The organism is Sphingopyxis sp. 550B (assembly GCF_057401805.1).
The window spans coordinates 3,218,944-3,241,782 of sequence record NZ_CM171610.1 but is presented as its reverse complement, the minus strand read 5'-3'; the positions used below and the strand labels follow the sequence as shown (position 1 = coordinate 3,241,782).

Below are 22,839 nucleotides of genomic sequence, written 5' to 3'. Positions count from 1 at the left end.
AATGTCTGGGGACGGGTCAGGCCAGTCTTCGAACGTCGGTAAGCATGGTGATCAGAGCGTCGGATGGCGGCTTGAAGCGTCCGGGCATGATGGCGGGGGCGCCGTGGGCCGCGAGAATCTGCAGCTTCTCCTCGGGATCGGCGCGCAGATAGGCCTCGGTACTTTGGATGCTGGCGTGGCCGAGCCACAGCGCGACTTTGCGAATGTCACCTGTCGCCGCCAACGTGTGCATGGCGCAGGAATGGCGCAGCACGTGCGGCGTGACCCGTTTTCCGAGGATCGAAGGCTGCTTGATTCCGGCAATCTTAACGTGTTCGGCCAGTCGGAATGCGAACCCGTCACGCGTCATGGGCTGCCCGTTCGCGTTGAGAAATATCTCGGAAACCTGCGCTTCGGGGCGGATCGCAAGCCATGCGCGCAATGCGATCTGGGTCTCTTTCCAGAGCGGCAAGACCCGTTCGCGGCGGCCCTTTCCCATGATGTGCATGGTGGACAGCGAACGGTCCGGGAAATCGCGCTGTTGCAGCGATACGAGTTCCGACACCCTGAGCCCGCCAGCATAGGCCAGGTGCAACATAGCGCGGTCACGAGTGCCGAGGCGGGTCCGGGGATCAGGTGCATCAAGCAAAGCCTTGATCTCTGCCCGGTCGAGGTAGTCGATCAGTGCCTTGTCGGTCTTCTTGGTTGGAATCGCACGAATGCGCAGGGCCTGATCGAGACAGGCAGGCACGCGATACTCGATGTACCGGAAGAATGATCGGATCGCTGCCAATCGGCCATTGCGGGTCCTCACGCAGCTGCCGCGTCCGTTCTCAACATGGTCGAGGAAGGCCAGGATGAGGTCCGTGCCGAGATCCTCGACCTCAAGATCGGTTGGCCGACGCTTCAACCGGTCGGCAGCGAACCGGACCAGCAGCACGAAGCAGTTGGCGTAGGTCTTCACCGTGTGCGGGCTGACGGCGCGGTCGCGCGGAAGATGTTCGCGCAGGTACGCCGAGAGATAAGGGGCGAGTGCCGTCATGCCGCTTCTCCCAGGTAAAGGTGTTCGCTGGCGACCGCGATGTCGCGCAGCAACACCGGGGTGGCCTCGACATACCAGTAGGTGTTGGCGACCGACGCGTGTCCCAGATAGACGCTGAGGCCGGCCATGTGATGTGCCACGGCCTCCCTGTCCGGCGGACAGGACTCCAGCGAGCGCACGGCGAAGGTATGGCGCAAATCGTGCATCCGCATACCCGCTGTTCCGGTCGGTCCGCGGTATCCAAGCTGTCGTGCCAACCGGACGAACACGATGTGGGCGCGAACCTTGTGGGGTGCCCGTCCTCGGATGGTGACGAACAGGTCATTGCCCGTGGCGCCGAGCCTCGCTCGGGTCGCGAGATATGCTTCGAGCGCCTGCCGGGTCGACGGTTGCAACGCGACGAGGCGCTGCTTGCCGAACTTGCCATTGCGAATGATCAACCCGTCTTCGCCCAGATCGTCACACTGTAGCGCGAGGGCTTCGGAAATCCTCAGGCCAGTCGCTGCCAGCAATCCGAACAGGCAATGGTAGGTGTGGGGGCTGATTGTGCCTTTGGGCGGCAGGTCCAGCGCCGCGGCCATGATGGCGCGGATCTGTTCGGGCTCGATGATATACGGGGTCGGGCGTGGACGCTTACCCCGGCCGAAGACGCCAGCAGGAGGCACTTCGTGGGCGGGTTCCTCGGCATGGGCGAAAAGGCTGAAGTTGCGAACGGTGTCGAAGCGGGTCTGTGCCACATATTGCGAGCTCGCCGTGTGGCACCAGTCGTAGATGCGCTGGACCTGGGTGTGTTGGTCACCGAAATGCCCTGCGTAGGCTGCATAGAGGCGGAGCAGCCGATCCTGTTCGTCATACTTCCGGCCAAGACTGCGGTGCAGTGCAACGTAGCGGGAAATGTGCGTGTTCAGCATGACGGTTCTCCTGGCCATGGCTGGGCGATCTTCATGAGCATCGGCAGATCGACCTTGGCGTAGATGGCGGTGGTCTCGGGTGAGCTGTGGCGCAGGATGGTCCCGACGGACTCCAGCCCCGCGCCTGCGCGCAGCAAGTTGGTGGCAAGCGAATGCCGGAAGATGTGCGATCCGGTCGGCACGCCCGGATCCCGCCGCGTTCACGCGTGCGCGCAACTATGCCGGCAATCTCGGCGGACGAACGGAATGGCCGGAACGGGGCTTGCGCGCGTACGAACAAGTGCGGATCGGCGGCCTTGGGACGGGCCGTGGCAATGTAGTCCAGGATCGCGTCGCCAACATCCTGGGGTAACGGCAGCCGGTCTGGCCGTCTGGTCTTGCCCTTGACCGTCAGATGACCGGACCGCCAGTCGATGTCTTCGAGGTGCATATCCTGAATATCGCCGGCACGCAGGCCGAGCCGGCGAGCAGAAGAATGATGGCCTTGTCCCGAACTTCCACTGGGCGGCCTGTCGGACAGGCGTCGATGATCTGCTCGACCGTTGCCGGGTCGACGTGGCGGGGCAGCGTCGACAGGCGGTATCGCTGGACCGAAGGGATCGCGTGCAACAGTGCCGGTCGACACTCGCCTTGCCCAATCAAAAAGCGGATGTAGCTCCGCATGATCGTGACGATCAGCGAGACGGATCCCGGCGTCTCCTTGCTTCGTCGTTCAAACGCCCGCCTGAGCGCCGCCGCATCCCATTGCGAAGGCTCGCCCAGCATGGGCATGAGCCGACGAATGTCGGCCCGGTAGCGGCGGATCGTCTCTTCGGTGGCGCCGCGATGTTGCCGAAGCCAGGCAAGGTAAGCCGCCATGTGCGGGTCAGCATCCGCCACCGGTTCGACTGGTGGGATGGCACCCTGCCGCCGCAGAAACTCGACGAAGTGCCGAGCGCACCGCCGTCGACGCTTCGCACCTGATGCAACGAGCTTGCCTCGCTTGCGCCAGACCGGACAGCGACAAACATGCGCGCCGTACTGGTCGATGATCGTGTCGTCGATATCGGCCCACCGCCGCCGCACAATGCGAAGCCAGGCCGCGAAATGCTCGGCCTCGGATCGATAGGACTGGGCCGGTCCTTGCGCGAGTTGCAAGCGATCGATCCCATCGAAATAGTCGGCGAGGTACCGTGGCAGATCGTCCATCCCGTCGTCGACATCGACGTAGCCTTGATCTTCCAGGAAGCGGACGAAGCGCCTGACCCGCGCTGCAATGTCCGCCTTATAAACTGGCTGCTGCGCCGAATACCGGTGGCAACGGCACCGATGCTTCTCGAACCGCCGAACGGTCCGATCGTCGATCGTGCGGATCGCGATCCCGTGCAGTTCCATCCAATGCAGGAAATGACGGGCCGCAGCGCCAAACAGAACCGCACTGCCTGACCTCTCGTCGAGCGACAGAGAGGAGAGGAATGCGGTGAGTAGAGCGTCGTGACTGGGCGGGTCGTCGACCCGGAGCGGGGCCGCTCGAAACGGCAATGATGATCTTGATCGCATGTTGGTTCCTTCGACTTGTTGAGGTCGAGGGAACCGTAATTATCTGGAGTGAAATCATGGAAAACCGAAGGAAACCTGCGCCTCCTGCCGCCACGCTCGACATAAACTGCGACTGCAAAGAATATGTGCTCGACTATCTCCAGCACAGCTTTCCCGTGCAGCTTTTCGAACCCTGCACCGACGGCGAGGGCAATCTCTCCTCGCGTCCGGCCTATGACGAAGCCGGCAATCCGATCGTCAACCGCGAGGCCGCACGGCGCCGCGATGCGATGATCGAGAAGCTCGCATCGTTGCCACCCGTGCCGGGGGCGCTCGACCAGATCGTGCAGCATTTCGGGGCCGAGGCGGTCGCCGAGGTCACCGGGCGCTCGCGGCGGATCATTCCGAAGGCGAATGGCGACGGGTCGGTGCGCTTCGCGCTGCAGAACCGTCCGGGCAGCGCCAACATCGGCGAGACCCACGCCTTCATGGACGATGCGAAGCAGATCCTGATCTTCTCCGAGGCCGGCGGAACCGGGCGGTCCTACCATGCCGACCTCGGCGCGAAGAACCAGCGGCGGCGCATCCACTATCTGCTCGAGGCGGGCTGGAAGGCCGATGCCGCGATCCAGGGCTTCGGACGCACCAATCGGACGAACCAGAAGCAGCCGCCGATGTTCCGCCCGGTCTCGACCGACGTGAAGGCACAGAAGCGCTTCATCTCGACTATCGCGCGGCGTCTCGATTCCATGGGCGCGATCACCCGCGGACAGCGGCAGACCGGCGGGCAGAATATGTTCCGACCCGAGGACAATCTGGAATCGCACTATGCGCGCGACAGCCTGCGCCAGCTCTATGTGCTGATCGCCGACGGCAAGGTCGACGGCTGCTCGCTCACCGCGTTCGAGAGCGCGACGGGCCTGTCGCTGATGGATGCCGACGGCGGGCTTCGCGACGAACTGCCGCCAATCACCACCTTCCTCAACCGCATGCTCGCGCTCACCATCGACCTCCAGAACATCCTCTTCGAGGCGTTCGAGGGCTTGCTGGTGGCGCGGATCGAGGCGGCGGTCGCGTCGGGCAGCTATGAGATCGGGCTCGAGACCCTGCGCGCGGAGAGCTTCGTCGTCGATGCGCGGCAGACGATCTACACCCACCCTGGCACGGGCGCCGCGACCGAGTTGCTGACCGTGGGCCGAAAGGACCGCGTCACGTCGATGTCGATCGATGATGCGTTGGAGCTCGCTGCGGCGCGCGAGGGCGCCCTCGTCGTCAATGCGCGCTCGGGCCGGGCTGGGGTGCGCCTGCGCGCGCGAAGCCTGTTCGACGATGACGGCGAAATTCATCGCCGCATCCGGCTGCAGCGCCCGCTCGAGAAACTGCACATGCTCGAGGCCGATTATCTGACCTCGCACTGGGAAACCGTCGATTCAGGACGCTTCGCCGAGGCGTGGAAGGCCGAGGTCGCCGAGCTTCCCGAGTTCGAAGCCTCGACGATGCACATCGTCACCGGGCTGCTGCTCCCGATCTGGGGACGCCTGCCGAAGGAATCGGCGCGCGTGTACCGGCTTCAGACCGATGCCGGCGAGCGGGTTATCGGGCGCAAAGTGTCGGCAGCCTGGGCGGCGGCGGTAACCGGCGTCGCCGCGGTCAAGCTCGCGCCGTCCGATGCCTGGCGCATGCTGCTCGCGGGCGAGGCGGGCCTCGAGCTCGCCGAGGGGCAGGTACTGAAGCGGGTACGCTCGATGAACGATTGGCGGATCGAGCTTTCGGGGTTCAGCGATCTCGGCGTCGAACGCCTCAAATCGATGGGCTTGATCTCCGAGATCGTCTCGTGGAAACTGAAGCTCTACGTGCCGGCAGGGGCTGCTGGCGCCGATGTGTTCGAACGCCTGGTCGATCGATTCCCGATCGCGCGGGTTCTCGAGCGCAAGGCCGCCTGAAGGAGCCCCGCATGACCAGCACAGCCGCCGATATCGCACGCCGCCTCGCAGACAATGCCGAGGCGGTGTGCCGCCGCTATCTCTCCAACGGCCGCCGCGAAGGCCATTATTGGACGGTCGGTGACATAAGGAACAGTCCCGGCCGCAGCCTCTATGTCCGCCTGGCGGCGCGCGGTGATGGCGGCGGGGCGGCGGGAAAGTGGACCGATGCCGCGAGCGGCGATCATGGCGATCTCCTCGACATCATCGCCGTGAGCTGCGGGCATACGGGCTTTCGAGAGACGCTCGACGAGGCGCGGCATTTCCTCAGCCTGCCGATGCCGGATCCATCGCCCCCTGGGCCGAAAGCGAAGAAGGCCGCGCAGGGATCGCCCGAGGCGGCGCGGCGCCTCTGGGCGGGGTCGAGGCCGATGGCGAACACGCTCGTTCGCTTCTATCTCAAAGCTCGCAAGATCATCGACCTCAGGACCGGGGATCCGCTCCGCTTTCATCCGCATTGCTTCTATCGACCTTCGGAGGACGACGAGCCCGGCGGTCCGCCGGCATGGCCCGCCATGATCGCCGCGGTCACGAGTGAGGATGGCCGCGTCACCGGCGTACATCGCACCTGGCTCGATCCGGCAACAGTGGACAAGGCGCCCGTCGCCTATCCCCGGCGCGCCATGGGGCTGCTGCTCGGTCACGGTGTCCGCTTCGGGCCGGCGGCGCCCGTCATGGCCGCGGGGGAAGGGATAGAGACTCTGCTCTCGCTCCGCGAGCCGATGACGGCGATGTCGATGATCGCCGCACTATCGGCAGCGCATCTCGCGGCGATCGAATTTCCGAGTGCGCTGCGCCGCCTATATGTCGCCCGCGATGACGATCCCGCCGGTGCCGGCGCCCTCGCGACGCTGACCGAGCGCGGCGGCGCAGCCGGTGTCGAGGTCGTGCCGCTCGAGCCGGAGCGCGGCGACTTCAACGCCGATCTCGTCCTTCTCGGCCGCGACCGTCTTGCGCGGTCGCTGTCGCGTCAGCTCCATCCATCGGACCGTCATCGCTTTCTCTGATGGCCGCCAGTCGGCCGGAAAGGGGAGCAGGTGGCGGGAGCGGGAACGGCCTTGGTGTCCCGGTGTTGCCGCGCTCCGGCCTTCGCAAGAGGGCGACTGCGGCAGACGGACCGGCATCGCAATGGCGGCGTTCGCGGCAATTTTCCGCCGGGGCCTTGGGGCCCCTTTGCATCGCGAAGCAAAATTGCCGCGCGCTCGCCATCCTCCGCTGTGCTTCGGCCCCGCCCCTCGGGCGGGGTGCGGTCCCGTCCCGCCTGCCGCTGCCTGTCGCCGCGAAGGCCGCGCGGGGCGCGGCCACAGGAGACTTTCCATGACCGATACTCACGATCACCCCGACACAAGCCCTGCCGAACCGGGCTCTACCGCCTATCTCCTCCAGGAGATACAGCTCTTCGGCTACCGGCCTTATGAGGACGAACCCGATCCCCGGCCTTTGCCCGACGCGCAGCTCGCCGGCGGCGCGATCGCCGACATGTTCGACGGGCTCGCCGGCTGCCTCATCGAGACGCGGATCGAGCCCGACCTCGAGGATCTGCTCTGGAACCTCGTCAATCTCTTCCACCGCACCGGCGAGCGCATCGAGCGCACCCTCGACGACAATGAGCAGCTCCAGCGCCGACTGCAGCGGGAGCAGGATGGCAGCGAGATCCGCTCGGTCGAGCTCGAGAAGGCGACGCGAGAGGGCATCTCGCTCATCGAGCGGCGCGACGTCATGGAGTTTTTCCGCGAAGCTGCCGCCGATCAGTTCCGTCTGCTGCTGCGCAAGGCCTGGGCTCCGCGCACGGGATCGCGCGTCCGGCACCAGACGCTGACGGCCTCGCTGATCGACAGCCGCGACTTCCTCGACGCCAAACTTCGCGAGCGCGCAGCGGCTCTCCTTCCCGAGGGTACCCGTATCGCTTTCACCGGCGGCAGCGACGTCGGCGAGCATCGGGCGATCTGGGATGTTCTCGATCGGACGCGCGAACGGCATCCCGACATGATCCTCCTGCACGGCGCGACGCCGACGGGCGCTGAGCGAGCCGCTGCCTGCTGGGCCGAGGCGCGCGGCGTGACACAGGTCGCCTTCCGGCCCGAATGGAATCGCCACGGCAAGGCCGCCCCCTTCAAGCGCAACGATCGCCTACTCGAGGCGCTGCCGGTCGGTCTGATCGTCTTTCCGGGAACCGGAATTCAGGACAACCTCGCCGACAAGGCGGCCAAAATGGGAATACCGCTGTGGGATTTTCGCTCGCGTTGATGAGGCGAGCGCGCGCATATGCTTGCGCGCGCCTCGGTGTCGGCCATTTCTGCGGTGATTGTCCAGCGATGAGCACAATTGCTGCCGTTGCAGGACAAATTTGCTAGATCGTACCTTAGGAGTCTATTTCAATAAACTGAATATGAATAATTTATCCTGCATTTGACAGAATCTAGAATTTGCTGGATAAATTCGCCATGGCGGTCCGAATTTTCTCCGATGAGCAGGCGCGCGCGCTCGTCAATTTGCGTCAGCGCTATGAGGTCTGGATCGAGGCCGAGCGCGGGCTTGCGAGGCTCCCCTATAATCTCGCGCGCAAGGAGGTGGCGGGCCGGGCCTATCTCTATGAGATCCTCGACCGCCGGGGCAATGCGAAGAGCCTTGGCCCCTGGTCGGACGAGCAGGCCGCGCGGCTAGAGGCTTACAAGCAGGAGAAGGAAACGCTGAAGGCGCGCAGCGCCACAAGCCGGACGGCCCTTGGTGAAAGCGCGGCCATCGCCCGGGCGGTGCGGGTGCCGATGATCGCCAACGAGGCCGGACCGATATTGCGCGAGGCCGACCGCCGCGGTCTATTCGGCGGCGCGCTGCTTGTCGTCGGGACCAACGCCGTTGCGGCCTACGCGCTCGAAGCTGGCGGTTTCATCCCCGAACTTCCGGACGAGACGGCCGATTTCGATCTTGCCTGGGCCGAGACTGATCCGCAGCGCGACGCGCAGGTCGTCTGGGATCTTCTGAAAGCGGTCGATGCGACCTTCACCGTCAACACCGAGCGCAGCTTCCAGGCGCGCAACGCGAAAGCCTATGAGGTAGAAATCCTGGCGGCGCCCTCGCGAGCGCGAACCATGGCGCGAACTGACAGGCCGCAGCCGATTCCGCTTCCAGAACAGGAATGGCTGCTTGAGGGACGGCCCGTCGACCAGATCCTTATCTGCCGCGACGGCAGCCCCGCGCGCATCGTCGCGCCCGATCCGCGCTGGTTCGCGCTCCAGAAGCTTTGGATGTCTCGGCAGACGAAGCGCAACCAGCTGAAGCGCGGTAAGGATCGCAAGCAGGGGTTGCTGCTTCTGGGCGCGATTGCCGAGACTATGCCGCACTATCCCCTCGATGACGAATTCGAGTCCGGCTTGCCCGCAGAACTCGCGCCCTATTATGCCGAATGGGCCGAACAGCGTTCCGACGGCAATTTGCCGCGCTGGTAGGACTTTGGGCGCAGGGGCCGGGTCCGCGCGATCGAAACTCTCGCTTCACTCATTGGCGCCGGGCCCGGCCCCCTATTCTGGCGAGGCGATTGGGGAGATGCACTCAATCTGGTTCTATTTTCCGAATATGTTTGAAAAATAGAGAATTGGCCCGCAGTTTCAGATTTTCCCAAGATCGCCATGACCAGCAGCGATCGGCCGCAAGCGGCGAGGCCAGCCTGGTAAGAGGGCAGGGCTGTCCGCATTGACGAGGGGCTCGCGGACCGGGCTGGTCGGAAACAGCAGTTCGCGCGCCATGGGGCGCAATGCCGACGATCGACGCCGCGCATGATTTTGCGCTCGACGTATCTCGCGTAAAGGACATGGCGGGTCTGGCAGACCTATTGCAGGAAATCTGTTCACGAATGGGCTGCTCGTGGTTTGCGCTCAGTCACCATATCGATTTCCTCGCGGCGCCGGACCGCGGGATCCGGGTTCACAACTATCCGGAAGAATGGGAGCACTGGTTCGACGAACAAAGGCTCGGTGCCACCGATCCCGTTCACCGCGAAAGCCAGCGCAGCATGTCCGGGTTTCTCTGGCACGATATGAAGGCCGAGCGACCCGAGGATGAAATCATCCTCGCGGAGGCGCGCCGGCATGGCATCGGCGATGGGCTCACCGTCCCCGCCCATCTTCCAGGGCACGCGCATGGCTCGGTATCGTTCGCGTGGAAGCCCGGCGCTATTGCGAGTGCCGACGCGCTGCAATTCGCCCGGATGATCGGCGGTCCCGCCTTTGATGCGGCGCGACTGATCGCCTATCCAGACCTTGCGCATATAGGACCGCGGCTGACGCGCAGGCAGCGCGAGGTACTGATCTGGGCTGCCAAGGGCGAGACCGTCCGCAGGATAGGCCTCAGGCTTGGTCTCAGCCCGGACACGGTCCGCGAGCATTTGCGAAACGCCCGGCAGCGATATGAGGCGAACGGCGGCATTACACTGACGGTGCGGGCACTCTACGATGGCGACATCAGCTTCGAGGACATTGCGAAACGATGACAAAAAATGGCTGCACCCCCCTTTCGTGCTATGGTGCGGCCGCAAAAAGCCCTTCAATTGGAACGCCTCTTTTCAAACGGAGGCTTTTTCCATGCTGCTTATTGTCGATTCCACCAATCGGGCGCTCGAGCAAAAGGCGATGCGCACGATGTTCGAAGCGCGCAAGCGTGTCTTCATCGATCTACTGAAATGGGACTTGCCCGCGCTCGCGGGTCGGTTCGAACTCGACCAGTTTGACGATGAGCATGCAAACTATCTCATCGTCACCGATGTCGAGGGCGAGCATCTCGCTTCCGCGCGGCTCCTTCTGACGACGCGACCCGCGCTGCTCGACAGTCTGTTTCCGGGACTCGTCGATGGCGAGGTGCCGCAGGGCGAAGGCGTGCTCGAGGTCACGCGATTCTGCCTGTCGCCCGGTGTCGGGGCGCGCCAGCGGCGAGCAGCGCGCGATGCACTCCTTGTCGGCCTCGCCGACTTCGCCCTCGCGAACGGCATCAGGACCTACACCGGTGTCGCCGAACTCGCCTGGTTCCGCCAGATACAGAGCTTCGGCTGGGACTGCCGCCCGCTCGGCGAACCGGTCCTCCATCGCGGGCAGGCGCTCGTTGCGCTCCGTATCGATATCGACGGCTCAACCATCGACAAGCTCGAAGGCGGCGGGATCGTCAGCACTGCCATCGCGGCTCCCGCCGCGCGCGCGGCATGAGGAGGGTGCGATGATCATCAATTCAGCTGCACTCGACGCGGCCGCGCCGCGTTCCGTCGCCGGCGTCGAGCTTATGGATCAAGGCTATACGATCCTGCGCGGCGCGGCGCCTCCCGACCTCATGGCCGGTATCACCGCTGACCTCGATCCGCGTTTCAGCGCGACGCCCTTTTGCGAGGGAGGCTTTTACGGTGCGCGCACCAAGCGCTTCGGGCGATTGCTCATCCGTTCGCCGCACATGGCCGATCTCGTCATGAACCCGAAAATTCTCGGCCTGGCGGAGCTCGCGCTCGGCAATTGGTGCGACCGGATCCAGCTCAACCTCGCGCAGGCGATCGAGATCCACCCCGGCGCGCTCGCCCAATTTCCGCATCGCGATCAAGATATGTGGAGGGGTGCGTTGGGTGAGGTTGAATATCTGATCAACGTCATGTGGCCGCTGACAAGTTTCACCGAGGAGAATGGGGCGACGGTCATCTGGCCGCACAGCCACGGGGTCGAGGCGCTCGTCGAAGAGCCGAGGTGCCAGCCTGTCGTCGCCGAGGCCGACCCGGGCGATGCGATCGTCTTTCTTGGTTCCACCTTGCACGGTGCCGGCGAGAATAGCAGTGCGGACGTCCGACGCGGGGTCATCGTCAGCTATTGCCTGGGATGGCTCAAACCCTACGAAAATCAGTGGTTGGCCTATCCGCCCGAGATCGCGCGAACCTTTCCGCCGGAAGTTTCCGCGCTCGCCGGCTACGCCCAGCATCGACCCAATCTCGGCAATTTCGAGGGGCAATGTCCGTCGATCCTCTTCGATGGCTATCCTGAACGCCCGATTGCGGCCGTCGATGCGCTCCGGCCCGACCAGCGGGCGCTACTCGACGACTATGTGACCGCGCAGCGGCCGCGAGGGGCGGGCCGGCGCGGGCGGGGGCCGCTCGGGGCATGAGTCCCGGCGCCACGATGGAGCGGGTCTATCTGGACCTGAAGGCGCGCATATTGTCGGGCGCCTACCCGCCGGGGACACGGCTTGAGGCCGCACAGCTCTCGCGGTCGCTCGGCGCGAGCGCCACGCCGGTACGTGATGCCCTCTATCGCCTGTCGGGCGAGCGGATCATCGAGAGCTGGCATCAGGAGGGGTTCCGGCAACCCCTCCTCAGCGAGGCCGACCTTGTCGATCTCTATGGCTGGGCCGGGGCGCTGCTCTCGATGGCCCTGAAGGGGAGGGCGCCGCGGCCCGACTTGCCGGGTGGACTAATCGATCTGGCGGCCTCCGACTCATATTCAGAAGGGATCGACCGCCTCTTCCGGACGATCGCAACTGGCAGTTCGAATGGCGAACTTCGCGCGTCGATCATCAATAGTGTCGAGCGCAGCATGACAGTGCGCGCGATCGAGGTTCGGGTCGATGGGGCCGCCGTCGACGCGCTGGCCGCGATGTCGGAGGATTATCGCTTCGGACGCTGGAGCGCTTTGCGTAGCAAAATCACGCGCTTCCATCGCCGGCGTGCGAACCTTGCCGGGCGCGTCGCGGCCGAGATCCGCAAGCGGTCGGATCCGCTTCGATAATATTCGGAGAATATGCGCCGTATAAAATTCCTATACGACGTGGCGGCCCTAGCTTCGAAAGAGCCGCAATTCCGCGGCATCATGGAGGAAACGATCATGGATCGCGAAACCAACACCCTCGTCGAACTCGGCAGCGTCAGCGCCGACACCGCCGGTCCGGTGCGCTTCGGCATCGAACTGGGCGGCAAGGAAGAAGACCTCGGTCTTCGCCAGGACTGACTCGGGCGCCGGGAGCCGGTGACCCCGGCTTCCGGTTCTCGCCGACCAACCCCTATTCGAAGGGACAAACCGATGGATATCGAACCCAACAGCCTCGTCGAGCTCGGCCGTGTCAGCGCCGACACTGCCGGCGAACATGGTCTCCCCATGGAAATGGGCGGGCGCGAGGACTGGACTGGCCTCACCGCCGATTAGGCAGCCGGCGGGAGCCGGACCTCGCGCCCGGCTCCCGACGCGGCGGAGTGATGTTTATGGCCTGGCGACTGGCATCCGGCACCGGATATTGCGAGATGGGCGGCGAGCTTGTCTTCCTCGATCTCGTGCGCGACCGATATTTCGCGCTCCGCGGGGCCGATCGCGAGGCTTTCGAGCGCCTGCGGTCCGGACAGCCCAACGATAGTGCGGCCATGACCCGTCTGGTCGACACCGGATTTCTGGCAAGATCGGATGGCGCCGCGCGGCTATCGGCAGCTGCAATCGAGGTGCCTCCACGCGATCTATCGGCGTTGGATGATGCCCGCTTCTCGCTGTCATCAGCCTTCAGAGCGGGAGCCGCGCTGCATTGGGCCGGGCGTGCGATGCGGCCCGACCGCATTGCTGGCACGATCGAGACTCTGCGCAGCGCGAAGGCGCGGATCGGCGTTGCCGGCGCCGATGGTCCCGCTTCGGAGGTCGCGTTGCGCTTCGCGGCTTGTCGCTGGGCCGTCCCCGTGACCCCGCGCTGCCTGATTGATGCGTTGGCCCTCGACCATATTCTGATCGCGCGCGGTCTCGCGGCGTCCATGGTATTCGGCGTCCAGCTCGACCCCTTTCGCGCACATTGTTGGCTTCAAACCCCTGAGCGCGTTCTCACCGGTACGGCCGCCGAGGCGCGAGCCTTCACGCCGATCCTGGTCGTCGAATGAGGCGCGGCGTCATCGCCTGGCTTGGCGACGCCCGGCAGGGCGCTGACGTGGCGATCGCCGGCGAGCGCCACGGGCTGAAGCCAGTGGTCATCGAGCCGGGCATGCTCTTGTTCGCCGGTAGGGCGTTGCCGGTCTGCACGATGCCGGGCGGCGCGACGATCGTCGGCGACATCGTTTCGCGATCGGGCGCGACGATGGATGTTCCGAGCGAGGGCTGGGGGAATTATCTCGCATTCGGGCGGGACGGTGCAGCCGCTATGATCGAGCGCGCGCCGCTTACCGGCATACCGCTCTATTGGGTACGGCACTGCGCGGGGATCCTCTGTGCTTCACACCTCGAGCTGCTGGCGAGCCTTCTTCCGCCCATGGCGGTCGACTGGGCGTTCGTTGCCCACGCCCTCCATTTCATCAACCTGCGCATCGATCGGACCGGGATCGCCGGCGTCGTCGAGCTTCTGCCCGGGACGCGCCTTACTTTCGATGGCACCGAGGCTAGGGTCGAGGCGACTTGGTCGCCTTGGGACCACGCTGTCGTCGATCGGCCAGTCCAGGATCACGCGCGCGAACTTGAGCGACGGATATTGCGGAGCGTCGCTGCCCTCGCTGCGTCGCGACCGGAGATCGTGGTCGAGCTATCGGGCGGTCTCGATTCCTCGATCGTGACCGCCGCGCTCGAGGAGGCCGGAGCGAATTTCTCCGCCATAACCTTTGCGACCTCGGCGGCAGACGGCGACGAACGCTTCTTCGCTCGCGCGGTTGCGGCGCGCTGCGGGATCAAACTCGCGGAGATTATGGGCGACAGCGAGGCGATCGATCTCGTGGCGCCGCCGGACATTCTCCTGCCACGGCCCGGCGCCTACTCGGTGCTGGGCGGCATTGACCGGGCCTTTGGCGCGGCGACGGCGGACCGCGATGCCGCGATTTTCGGGGGGATCGGCGGTGACAGCGTGTTCGCCCTCGATGGTAGTGTCGCGCCGATCCTTGACGCGTTCGGCACGTTCGGCGTCGGCCGCCGCACTTTCGGGGCGCTGCGTGACGTCGCCCGCGCAGGCAACGCGACGGTCTGGCGGGCTTTGCAACTATCCGCTCGTGCTCGCCGGGCCGGGCGACGCCTCGGCGGGCGCCGCGACCCCAAATATCTGAACCCCGGGGCGGTTCCCGAACGGCAGTTTCCCCACCCTTGGGACGCAGGCGAGGTGGTAGCCTCCCAAGCACGGATCAATCATGTCCAGGCGATCCGCCATATTCTTGATTTCCTCGATCGGCCCGCGCGTTGGCATGACCGCGATGTCGTAGCACCTCTTCTCACGCAGCCCGTCGTCGAGCACTGCCTGTCTGTTCCGAGCTGGACCTGGTTTGCGGGTGGGCTGAACCGCGCAGTCGCTCGGTCAGCTTTTGCCCACCGGCTCCCGGCAGAGGTGGTGTGGCGCCGTGATAAGGGACGTCTCGAGTCCATGTGCTCGGCTGCCTATCTGCGGCAGCGTACCCCGCTTCGCGACCTGCTCCTTGGCGGACGGCTCGCCGCGCAAGGACTGCTCGATCGTCCGGCGATCGAAGCCTATCTCGCGCGCGATCTGGCCGAAGGCGATTTCGACTATTTCCGGCTGATCGAGATCGGCGACATCGAGCGCTGGGTCAGGGCCGTGGAAGGCGGAGGCTCGGTGGGCGGGTCGGCTGGCGATAGCTGACCCCACCGCCGATATTGATCGGCCTTGGCAGGGTCGGGGTCGATCTCGCCCTTGAGCCAGAAGCGGAACCAGTCGAGGTTGCGCTCGTAGGCCGCGAGCTTCTGACGAGGCTCGACCTTGATGTGCGGGGCATAAGGAAAAATATGCGTTTCGCCCCGCCTTGCGGTCGCGAGCCGGCTAAGCAGCTCAATTGACAGGCGGGCCTCCTGCTCGGGAAACTGCATCAGCACCGGAGCGCGGATTCGCTCGCTGTTGAGCGCGGGAGAAAGCTGCTTCCAGGCCTCGGGTGTCTCGCCAGGCGAGCCGACGCCCCAGGTCTTCTTTAGATTGTCGGCGAAGGTCTCGCGGCCCGGACGCGCATTGAACCAATAATAGGCGGGTTCCATTTGCACCGATGCGATCGAGATCGCCCTCAGCAGGTCACTGTGCGTCGCGGCCCACATCGTCACCTCGCTTCCGAAGCTGAGGCCGCCCATGCCGACGCGGTCCGGATCGATTAGGCCGCGATCCGAGAGCAGCTTCGTCACGCTCTCGATGGCATCGAGCGCCTTCGCATATCGCGCATTCTTCGCATAATCGCCCGGTACCGAGTTGATGCACAGGGCGGCGATGCCTTTCGACGCGAGGGCGCGCAGCGGCCATTCGTCGCCGACGCCGCCGCGCAGATAGCCGGCGCAGGTATAGTAGGTGATGAAGAGCGGCAGCCGCCCGGGGATCTTCGGGCGTATCAGAACGCCCGACGCACGGCTGCCGCTCGCCTGCCACACGATCCTTTCGGCAAGGAGCCCGTCGCGGTCAGGATAGGAATTGGGACTGTCGATGATCGCTTTTCGTCCGTCCGCATCGATGCGGACGAGCCGGGGCGACAGGGCCGCGGCCGCCTCCACACAGAAGAGCGCGTTGCCGGCCCAAGAGCAGCGATCGAAATATTGTCGGCTCCCGGCAAGCAGGCCCTCCGACGAGGCGAGTGTCGACAGGCGGTGCGCGCGGCCCGACCAACGCAGCAGGGTTTGGCGAAAATCTGCGTCATGGACGCCGACGATCATGTCGCCGCCAGCGAGCGGCAAAACCCATGAAAGGCGTCTCAAGGTCGCGGCGCAGCCCGTCTTGGTTTTGCAGACGCCGCGCGCCTCGATCGCGGCCCGGATGTCTGCGGGCATGTCGCTCGTTAGCAGTCGGACGGGGTCGGGAGGAGGGGCAAGCAACGCTTGCTCGGCGTCGTGGGCGGGGCGCGCTTCGCCTTGCGCTGAAATAGCCCAAAAGCTGCGCGGAGCATTTGCCAGCAGCGGCCTGCGATCGAACCAGTCGTTCGCGAAGCGCTGCGACGCGGCGCGGCCGTTAATCAGCGCGCCGCGGAACAGCGGCTGCGCGAGGTCGGGCTGGCCATCGACGAGGATTCCATGCTCCCGTTCGGCTTCTTCGGTGCGGGCTATGAGGTCGCGCGGCGGTCCTTCGCGAACAATAAGCGTACCATTCGGGTCGAAGGCAAAAGCTTCAATGTCGCCTTCACCCCCGGCGAGCAGCCGGAAACCAGATCCGTCGACGGGGCTCGACCAGATGGCAACGCGGCCGTCGACGAGCGCGCGCACCGCGACCGAGCTACTATTGGGCGACCACTTGGCTTCGCCGGGTTCGACGACACCAGCGTCGTTCCATAGGGCCGTGCCTGTCCGACCGAGCGCGCGGGGCGGGCTGTTGCCATCGGCGGCCACGATGTACCAGTCGACGTCGATCCGGTTGGTGAGCGTCGAGGGGCGCTCGATCCGATACACGACCCATCGCCCGTCGGGCGAGGCGCTGATCCCGGAAATATCGGCGGTCTCGGCGATCTCGCGCGATGTGACTTGACTGGCCGCGGGCGATGCTGCGGCCAGAAGGGCGATCAGTAAAGCGGCCCGGCTCACCATCGGATGACTGCCTGGACCGAGATCATACGGCCGAGCGGGCTCGCCTTCTCGGGGTCGTAGCCGAGAGCCGAAGTCTGGCTCTTGTTGATCACATAGGGCGGATCTCTATCGAAGAGATTCTGGATCGCAAGGCTGACTTGTAGGCCGCGTCGGTCCGCGACCTCGGCGCTCCGTCCGATGCGCTGCGAAAACGAGAGATCGACCGTCGTGTAGGACGACACCTGTTCGATCGGCACCACAACCTGGTTGATATAGCTGTCAGTATAGTTGACGAACGCACTCGCCGCGAAGCCGCCTTTCGACCAGCCGAGGCGGCCGCGCAGCCGCAATTTGACCGGGCTCGCATAGAGGCCGACGAAATCGCTGCTGACCGATCCCGGCGAGAGCTGTTTGCGGATCGAGAAGATGCGCGTGCCGCTGATGCCGAGGTCGAGTGTGCCGCCCGCAAACTCTGGGGCATAGCCGATGTCGAAATCCACGCCTTTCTGATGCTCACGCGCGAGATTGCGCGTCTGTCCGTCGAGGATTGCGACGACCTGGTTCGGCGCGATATTGATCGGATTGGTGAAGGTCGGCTGACTATAGTAGAATTGCACGAGGTCGAACGGCGGATTGTCGGTCACAACCCCGCCGAACACGTCCCGATTGGTGAGGAAGCGGAGATAATCCTCGGTGAGCGTCCCGATCCGGTCGCGATAGTCGACATCGAAATAGGTGAGCGACGCCTTCAGCCCCGGCACCGACACCGGTGCGATGTCGAAGCCGGCGGTCCAGGTCGTCGCTTTCTCGGGCTGGATGTTCGCGGCATAACCGAACAGTGCGAGGACGTTCGACATGCCGGTGGGCGATGCCGGGTCGGGAACCGAGAGCGTCGAATAGAGCGACAGCGCCGGACCGATCAGCTCGTCGAACTGCGGCGCGCGGAAAGACGTGCCATAGGAGCCGCGGAGCGCAACGCCTTCGACAGGCTCCCAGCGCAGGCTGAACTTCGGATTCTCGGTGCGACCGAACTGGTTATAGTCCTCGATCCGCCCGGCAAGCGTCACGTCGAGCTGGTGAAACCCGGCCGTGGCATTGTCCGGCCCGAACACAGGGACGAGCATTTCCGCATAGATCGACTTCACATGGCGCGGGCCGGGGAAGCCCGGATAGGGGCCGGCGGCGGGCGTCAGCGTGTTGCTGTCGAGGATCCGGTAATAGTCATACGCCTCGCGGCGATACTCCGCGCCGAGCGCAAGCCGTACATCGCCAGCGGGCAGGCGGAAGAGTGGTCCGTCGGCGCGGAGAGACGCGCCCCAGCTTTTGAAGTCGTCGATCGTGGTGATGCTGCCCCGGATATAGTCGATCGTCGCCGGGTTGTTCGCGGTGCCGTCGCCGAAGACGTTGAACGACGTCGCGGGGTTCGTGTCGGCGAGCGCCAAGGCGAGCCGCGCACTGTTGACGATATTGTTCGAGGTCGCCTTGCCCTTCTGCGCGCCGAAGGTTCCGCCGAGCTGGACCCGCCATTCGCCGATGGCTTGTTCGAGGCCCGCCGAGGTCGATATGGCGCGGACGCGCCCGTCGTTGATCTGCGGGCCGACGTCGTTCGTAAAATTGTAAGTGACCTGCACCGGCTGGCGCGTCCCGATCGGGTCGACGTAGAAAGGGTTGGTGACGGGCACGCGCGCGGTGCGGAGCGAGGTGACGTTGCTGATGCGGCTGAATTCGCGCTGCGCGGCCAGCGCGCTGGCGCGGAAGGTGAGGCTGTCGGTGATGTCGAACTCGGCTGCCGCATAGAGGCTGTGGACACGCTGGCGAGGGAGAATGTCGGTATCGATGCGGTTGTCGCGGCGGTTCTGGACACCGGGAAGCAGTTGTCCGGCAGTCAGCCCGCGACCATTCTGCCCCGCGGGAATGCCGAAGAGCTGGCCGTTAGCGGCGCGGATCGTGCCGGGGCTCGCATAGATCGAACGATAATCCGGCCCGCCGAACGGACGGAGATCTTCACGCGCGAAATCGCGCTCGCGCGCTGCCAGCGCGCCGCGGTCCGAATATTGATAGGCGACGACGACATGCCCGTCGCTCCATTTCTTGCCGAGAAGCTGGCTGAACAGCAGCTCGGTCGTGTCGCCATCGGCGGTGCCGGCACGAAGAATCGTCTCGGCGCCTTCGAAGTGGTTGCGGAGGCGAAGGTTGACGACACCCGCCACGGCGTCGGCGCCGTAAATCGCGGATGCCCCGTCGGTCAGCACCTCGATGCGTTCGACCGCCGTCATCGGGATCAGCGAAATGTCGGCGAGGAGCCCGCCGGTACCGCCGAGCGCCGGGCGCGCACCGTCGATCAGAACGAGCGTCGAATTGGTGCCGAGACCGCGCAGGTTGATGCTCGATCCGAGCGTCGCATCATTGCCCGTGCCGTTGCGTGTCGTCGCACCGGTCGTGGTTTCGTTCGAGCCGCCCATGAAGGCTTGCGGAAGCGACTGGAGCATCTGCTGTACGGTGCCGTAGCCGCTCTTCTCGATCGCCTCGCGGTCGATCGTAACGACCGGCGAGCCGGTCGGACCGGCGCCTCGGATACGTGACCCGGTGACGACGATTGCGTCGCCGTTCGCTTCAGTCGATCCAGTTTCCGCGGCAAGGTCGTTTCCCTCGCGTATGACAAGCGTTCCGTCCACAAGTTCGGCGACAAGGCCGCTTCCGGCAAGCAGGCGGAAAAGTGCCATGTCGGGCGACATCGTCCCGCGCAGGCGCTTCGACGCTTTTCCGCGCGTGAGTTCTGCAGAGAAGATGACTTCGCGTCCCGAAATTTCCGAATAGCGGCGCAGCGCGTCGCCGAGCGGCTGGGCCGCGAGATCGAAACTGCGGTTATCGCTCTGCGCCATCGCGGGCGTCGCGCCAAGTGCGGCGGCAGCGCACCCCGAAACCAGAAAAGCGGCCAGTAAAGTCTTTCGCATTCTTCCCTCCCAGCGGCCTCAATGGCCGTCTGGGTGGGCACGTCGTTGCGAGCGGGAAATCTCCTAGTTAATTATTTTGCGGACAGAATATAGGCGCCTGCGCGTTCGACGACGACGAGGTCGAGGGCTGCGGCAAGCTTGCGCGAAAGCGACCTTGCATCCGAGACATCGAACCTCCCGCTCACGAGACGGCCGGCGAGCGCCGCCTCCGCCACCTCGATCTTCGTGCCGTTCACCCGGTTGGCGCGATCGAGCACAGCGGCGAGTGGAAGCTCGTCCGCGAGAAGGACGCTATTGGAGCCATTTTCGCGGACCGGACTTTGCATCGGCAGCTGTTCCGGTGATAAGCCGCCGACACGCTCCGGGCCTTCGACAGTGACCGCGGCGCGTTCGCCGGGATGGAGGCGAAGAGGTCTTTCCGGCTTCGCCGCAGCCCGGACTTCGACCGACCCCTCGATCAGTTGGACGATTGGCGTCGCCCCGGTGAGATCGACTTCGAAGATCGTGCCGAGCGCCGTCGTCTCGCTCCCCCCGCCCTCGACCCGGAACGGCCGCGCGCTATCGTGGGCGACCGTGAAGCGGGCGCGGCCGCCGCTGAGGAATATCCGCCGTTCCTTTGGCCCGAACGCGTGCCGGAGCGTAGCCCCGTCCATCAGCGAGACGCGGGTTCCATCCTCGAGAATGAGTTCGCCGCTGCCGATATCGGCGACGACAGGCGCGTCACCGCGCTGGCCCATCACCGTCCATGCGAGAGGGAGCGACAAAGCAAGCAACAGCGCTGCTGCCAGGGCCCAGCGTGTATGGGATCGCCCGGGCTGCGCTGGAACGTGGCGGTGCTTGTCGACGACCTCGGGTGACGCGCCGCCGACGAGCAGCCAGTCGCGCTCGGCGCGGGCATAGGCTGCCGCATTGTCGGGATCGGCGCGCCACGCCTCGAAATCGGCGCGGGCGGCGTCCGCGCTGGGCGAACGCATGCGGGCGAACCAGTCGCCCGCCTCGGAGTCGCGGTCGCTCACTTAGGGCCGACCTGCGCCTTGCGGATTGCTTTCATCGCCTGCGCGATATGCCATTCGACACCCTTCACACTGATTCCCTTCGCCTCGGCGATCTCATCATAGCTCAGTCCGTCGAAACGATGCATCACGAAGATGGAACCAGTTTGGGGCTTTAGTTTCTTGATGGCACGGTCGACCCGGCGAAGTGCTTCGCGGGCCTCGAGCGCCGCGTGCGGATCGGGTCCGGCGATCTCGCCGTCTTCGAAGCTGTGATGCTGCGCTTGCATTCTTGCGTCATCCGATCGCGCTCGATCGGCCAGGACGTTTCGGGCGATACGGAGCAGATAGGCGCCGGGCTTTTCGATGAGCGCCAGGGTGTGGCTCGATTTGGCGGCAAAGCGCCCGATGCTCTCTTGCATGACGTCGCCAAGATCCTGTCGCGGCGCGCGGCGGCGGACATATTTCGCGAGGTCTTCCTTATGGGCCTCGATCAGGGCCTCCACCGTCGAAGCATGGCTGAGGCCCGACCAGTCGGAGGGTGGCAGCGCCACGTCGCCCTGCAGGCCCCTTCTTTCGGGGGCGTCGTCGTCATAATCCATAATCCATCGCCTACCGGTCGGGAGCGGCGGCGATCGAAAGCCGGGCGGTAAGAACATATTCGGAAATATGTGCCGCCGCCTTTGGCCCGAGGGCTTGGACATACGCGTCGGCCACCCGGCAAGGATGGGAATTTCACAAGGCATTCCGAACGAGCTTCTTACAACTCGGCATCGCGCGCCTGTCTGCCCGATGCCGGGCAAGCATAGCTCGCCGTAACGTCAGGGCAAGCCCGAGGGCGTGAGATTGCTCCAGATTGAATCCAATTCGTCACGACTGGAGCCGCCGCGTCCCGCTTGATTTCCCGATTTCGGCAAGGGTCTCGATCGTGGCCGCTTTCGCTTGCAGCCTCAACGCCGCCAAACGGGGCCCTTGAGCTCGAGGCCGCGGCGATCGAGGCGGTCGAGGATGCCGCCCTTCTCGGCGAGGAGGCGGAGCGGCACGACCGCCATGGTGACCTCGGGCCGTTCGATCGCGCCGTCGATCGCCTCGTTCCACTGGGCGCGAAGCTCGGGGCCGAAGGCGCCGTCGCTCCAGGGCCAGCATTGACCGAGAGCCTGCTCGAGGGGGTTGTTCATCACGGCGGGAACGTCGAACGCACGCCAGTCGCTGCCCCGCTCCTCCACAATGTCCGAACCCGCCTCGGTGGCCGCCATGGCAGCGTCGAGGCAGGGGATGTGCGAGGCCGGTGCGGCGGCGAAGAGATTGTCGAGAATATCCTCGCCGCGGACGGTGCCGACCGGTTCGGTGGACACGCGTGCGCGCTTGGCGGCTTTACGCACCACGTCGGTCGCGTCGGTTCCCGTGTCGCGGTTGAAGCGCAGCCGTTTGGAAAGGAGATCCGAGGCGGTCAGCAGGAAATTCTGGCGGCTATAGTCCTGCCCGAACCGGGCTTCGAGTGCTGTGAGGCGCCGGAGCCGCGGACGATCGAGATAGTTCGCCGCCGTCTCGCCCTTGGGTAATTTGGTGAGCTTGCCGCCCCTGAAGATGAGGCGGAAGACATCGCCGGGCGAGACTTTCGCCTTGGTTCCCAAAATAACGCGGTCGGCGCGTTCGGTGGCGGCCTCGAGGCGGTCCGGGAACCAGGGAGTCGCCTTCGGCATCTCGGTGATTTCGCCCACGAGCAGCACGGTTCCGCGGTTCGTCTCGACGGTCCACATCGGCGCGCCCGAACGGCGCGCGGTCACGACGATCGCTTCGCCTTCGTCATCCTGCGTCGCGAGCGCCGCCGCCGGCAGGAGCGCGGCGGCCATGAGGACGGCGATCAGCATCGGTTTTCGCATGGTCATTCTTCCTTGCCGCTTCGGTTCTCGATCCTGGCGGGCTGCGCGGTCGGGGACGCATTGGCCATATTGCGTGTCAGTTACAAGCAAAACTGTTCGTAAAAATCTGCGGTCGCTTCGCCTCGTGCCACGCC

20 protein-coding genes and 1 pseudogene are annotated in these 22,839 nt (G+C 65.1%); 12 read left to right on the top strand and 9 right to left on the bottom strand.

What is annotated here, in order from left to right:
• Positions 1-16: 16 nt before the first annotated feature.
• The 3 genes and pseudogenes from AC2S9W_RS15055 to AC2S9W_RS15045 all read right to left on the bottom strand — a co-directional run bounded on the left by AC2S9W_RS15055 (position 17) and on the right by AC2S9W_RS15045 (position 3,471).
• Positions 17-1,021 carry a tyrosine-type recombinase/integrase gene (locus tag AC2S9W_RS15055; RefSeq protein WP_155188124.1) on the bottom strand — a complete coding sequence of 335 codons (1,005 nt, stop codon included), beginning with the start codon at positions 1,019-1,021 and terminating at the stop codon, positions 17-19.
• Positions 1,018-1,932, bottom strand: a complete 915-nt coding sequence (locus AC2S9W_RS15050; protein ID WP_095687466.1) for a tyrosine-type recombinase/integrase — start codon at positions 1,930-1,932, stop codon at positions 1,018-1,020. The genes AC2S9W_RS15055 and AC2S9W_RS15050 overlap by 4 nt, the downstream gene beginning before the upstream one ends.
• A pseudogene (locus AC2S9W_RS15045) lies at positions 1,926-3,471 on the bottom strand (tyrosine-type recombinase/integrase). Before AC2S9W_RS15045 ends, AC2S9W_RS15050 begins: the two are co-directional and overlap by 7 nt.
• A gap of 125 nt (positions 3,472-3,596) precedes the next feature.
• On the opposite strand from AC2S9W_RS15045, the gene AC2S9W_RS15040 reads away from it, so the two are divergent.
• From AC2S9W_RS15040 to AC2S9W_RS15025, 4 genes are all read left to right on the top strand, one after another.
• Complete coding sequence (locus tag AC2S9W_RS15040; RefSeq protein WP_486571197.1) at positions 3,597-5,393, top strand: strawberry notch C-terminal domain-containing protein; 1,797 nt, start codon at positions 3,597-3,599, stop codon at positions 5,391-5,393.
• An 11-nt stretch (positions 5,394-5,404) separates the two neighbouring features.
• Entirely contained in the window at positions 5,405-6,439 is a 1,035-nt protein-coding gene (locus AC2S9W_RS15035) for a DUF7146 domain-containing protein (RefSeq protein ID WP_486571196.1), read from the top strand.
• A gap of 310 nt (positions 6,440-6,749) precedes the next feature.
• Positions 6,750-7,679: a DUF2493 domain-containing protein gene (locus AC2S9W_RS15030; RefSeq protein WP_486571195.1), complete on the top strand. Its 930-nt coding sequence runs from the start codon at positions 6,750-6,752 to the stop codon at positions 7,677-7,679.
• Between the two features lie 197 nt (positions 7,680-7,876).
• Complete coding sequence (locus AC2S9W_RS15025) at positions 7,877-8,878, top strand: GSU2403 family nucleotidyltransferase fold protein (RefSeq protein ID WP_486571194.1); 1,002 nt, start codon at positions 7,877-7,879, stop codon at positions 8,876-8,878.
• 159 nt (positions 8,879-9,037) lie between these two features.
• Here AC2S9W_RS15025 and AC2S9W_RS15020 read toward each other — a convergent pair whose 3' ends face one another.
• The gene (locus AC2S9W_RS15020; protein WP_486571193.1) at positions 9,038-9,175 is read right to left on the bottom strand and encodes a hypothetical protein; all 138 of its coding nucleotides are present in this window, start codon (positions 9,173-9,175) and stop codon (positions 9,038-9,040) included.
• A gap of 8 nt (positions 9,176-9,183) precedes the next feature.
• Here AC2S9W_RS15020 and AC2S9W_RS15015 point away from each other — a divergent pair, with 8 nt between their 5' ends.
• From AC2S9W_RS15015 to AC2S9W_RS14980, 8 genes are all read left to right on the top strand, one after another.
• A complete protein-coding gene (locus tag AC2S9W_RS15015; RefSeq protein WP_486571192.1) occupies positions 9,184-9,918 on the top strand; it encodes a LuxR family transcriptional regulator in 735 nt (244 codons plus the stop codon).
• Between the two features lie 91 nt (positions 9,919-10,009).
• Entirely contained in the window at positions 10,010-10,624 is a 615-nt protein-coding gene (locus AC2S9W_RS15010) for an acyl-homoserine-lactone synthase (RefSeq protein WP_486571191.1), read from the top strand.
• A gap of 10 nt (positions 10,625-10,634) precedes the next feature.
• The gene (locus AC2S9W_RS15005) at positions 10,635-11,558 is read left to right on the top strand and encodes a phytanoyl-CoA dioxygenase family protein (protein ID WP_486571190.1); all 924 of its coding nucleotides are present in this window, start codon (positions 10,635-10,637) and stop codon (positions 11,556-11,558) included.
• Positions 11,559-11,572: 14 nt separating this feature from the next.
• Positions 11,573-12,178, top strand: coding sequence for a GntR family transcriptional regulator (locus AC2S9W_RS15000; protein WP_486571189.1), 606 nt, complete (start codon positions 11,573-11,575; stop codon positions 12,176-12,178).
• Between the two features lie 96 nt (positions 12,179-12,274).
• Positions 12,275-12,397 (top strand): hypothetical protein, encoded by a 123-nt coding sequence (locus tag AC2S9W_RS14995; protein WP_486571188.1) that lies wholly within the window; start codon positions 12,275-12,277, stop codon positions 12,395-12,397.
• A 72-nt stretch (positions 12,398-12,469) separates the two neighbouring features.
• Positions 12,470-12,592, top strand: a complete 123-nt coding sequence (locus tag AC2S9W_RS14990) for a hypothetical protein (RefSeq protein WP_486571187.1) — start codon at positions 12,470-12,472, stop codon at positions 12,590-12,592.
• 56 nt (positions 12,593-12,648) lie between these two features.
• Entirely contained in the window at positions 12,649-13,302 is a 654-nt protein-coding gene (locus AC2S9W_RS14985; RefSeq protein WP_486571186.1) for a lasso peptide biosynthesis B2 protein, read from the top strand.
• Between the two features lie 47 nt (positions 13,303-13,349).
• Complete coding sequence (locus AC2S9W_RS14980; RefSeq protein ID WP_486571185.1) at positions 13,350-14,990, top strand: asparagine synthase-related protein; 1,641 nt, start codon at positions 13,350-13,352, stop codon at positions 14,988-14,990.
• Here the strand turns inward: AC2S9W_RS14980 and AC2S9W_RS14975 are convergent.
• From AC2S9W_RS14975 to AC2S9W_RS14955, 5 genes are all read right to left on the bottom strand, one after another.
• Positions 14,897-16,897, bottom strand: coding sequence for an Atxe2 family lasso peptide isopeptidase (locus AC2S9W_RS14975; RefSeq protein WP_486571184.1), 2,001 nt, complete (start codon positions 16,895-16,897; stop codon positions 14,897-14,899). The two genes, AC2S9W_RS14980 and AC2S9W_RS14975, sit on opposite strands and share 94 nt — an antisense overlap.
• Positions 16,891-19,830, bottom strand: coding sequence for a TonB-dependent receptor domain-containing protein (locus AC2S9W_RS14970; protein ID WP_486571183.1), 2,940 nt, complete (start codon positions 19,828-19,830; stop codon positions 16,891-16,893). Before AC2S9W_RS14970 ends, AC2S9W_RS14975 begins: the two co-directional genes overlap by 7 nt.
• 71 nt (positions 19,831-19,901) lie before the next feature.
• A complete protein-coding gene (locus tag AC2S9W_RS14965; protein WP_486571182.1) occupies positions 19,902-20,846 on the bottom strand; it encodes a FecR family protein in 945 nt (314 codons plus the stop codon).
• Positions 20,843-21,424 (bottom strand): RNA polymerase sigma factor, encoded by a 582-nt coding sequence (locus tag AC2S9W_RS14960; RefSeq protein ID WP_486571181.1) that lies wholly within the window; start codon positions 21,422-21,424, stop codon positions 20,843-20,845. The genes AC2S9W_RS14965 and AC2S9W_RS14960 overlap by 4 nt, the downstream gene beginning before the upstream one ends.
• Positions 21,425-21,772: 348 nt before the next feature.
• Positions 21,773-22,693, bottom strand: coding sequence for a TraB/GumN family protein (locus AC2S9W_RS14955; RefSeq protein WP_486571180.1), 921 nt, complete (start codon positions 22,691-22,693; stop codon positions 21,773-21,775).
• Positions 22,694-22,839 lie beyond the last annotated feature (146 nt).

Coding starts and splice junctions, on each gene's coding strand:
- AC2S9W_RS15005 (WP_486571190.1), top strand. CDS start 10,635: ATGATCATCAATTCAGCTGCACTCGACGCGGCCGCGCCGCGTTCCGTC.
- AC2S9W_RS14990 (WP_486571187.1), top strand. CDS start 12,470: ATGGATATCGAACCCAACAGCCTCGTCGAGCTCGGCCGTGTCAGCGCC.
- AC2S9W_RS14995 (WP_486571188.1), top strand. CDS start 12,275: ATGGATCGCGAAACCAACACCCTCGTCGAACTCGGCAGCGTCAGCGCC.
- AC2S9W_RS15020 (WP_486571193.1), bottom strand. CDS start 9,175: ATGGCGCGCGAACTGCTGTTTCCGACCAGCCCGGTCCGCGAGCCCCTC.
- AC2S9W_RS14970 (WP_486571183.1), bottom strand. CDS start 19,830: ATGCGAAAGACTTTACTGGCCGCTTTTCTGGTTTCGGGGTGCGCTGCC.
- AC2S9W_RS15010 (WP_486571191.1), top strand. CDS start 10,010: ATGCTGCTTATTGTCGATTCCACCAATCGGGCGCTCGAGCAAAAGGCG.
- AC2S9W_RS15015 (WP_486571192.1), top strand. CDS start 9,184: ATGCCGACGATCGACGCCGCGCATGATTTTGCGCTCGACGTATCTCGC.
- AC2S9W_RS15025 (WP_486571194.1), top strand. CDS start 7,877: ATGGCGGTCCGAATTTTCTCCGATGAGCAGGCGCGCGCGCTCGTCAAT.
- AC2S9W_RS15000 (WP_486571189.1), top strand. CDS start 11,573: ATGGAGCGGGTCTATCTGGACCTGAAGGCGCGCATATTGTCGGGCGCC.
- AC2S9W_RS15055 (WP_155188124.1), bottom strand. CDS start 1,021: ATGACGGCACTCGCCCCTTATCTCTCGGCGTACCTGCGCGAACATCTT.
- AC2S9W_RS14975 (WP_486571184.1), bottom strand. CDS start 16,897: ATGGTGAGCCGGGCCGCTTTACTGATCGCCCTTCTGGCCGCAGCATCG.
- AC2S9W_RS15050 (WP_095687466.1), bottom strand. CDS start 1,932: ATGCTGAACACGCACATTTCCCGCTACGTTGCACTGCACCGCAGTCTT.
- AC2S9W_RS15035 (WP_486571196.1), top strand. CDS start 5,405: ATGACCAGCACAGCCGCCGATATCGCACGCCGCCTCGCAGACAATGCC.
- AC2S9W_RS14960 (WP_486571181.1), bottom strand. CDS start 21,424: ATGGATTATGACGACGACGCCCCCGAAAGAAGGGGCCTGCAGGGCGAC.
- AC2S9W_RS15030 (WP_486571195.1), top strand. CDS start 6,750: ATGACCGATACTCACGATCACCCCGACACAAGCCCTGCCGAACCGGGC.
- AC2S9W_RS14955 (WP_486571180.1), bottom strand. CDS start 22,693: ATGCTGATCGCCGTCCTCATGGCCGCCGCGCTCCTGCCGGCGGCGGCG.
- AC2S9W_RS14985 (WP_486571186.1), top strand. CDS start 12,649: ATGGCCTGGCGACTGGCATCCGGCACCGGATATTGCGAGATGGGCGGC.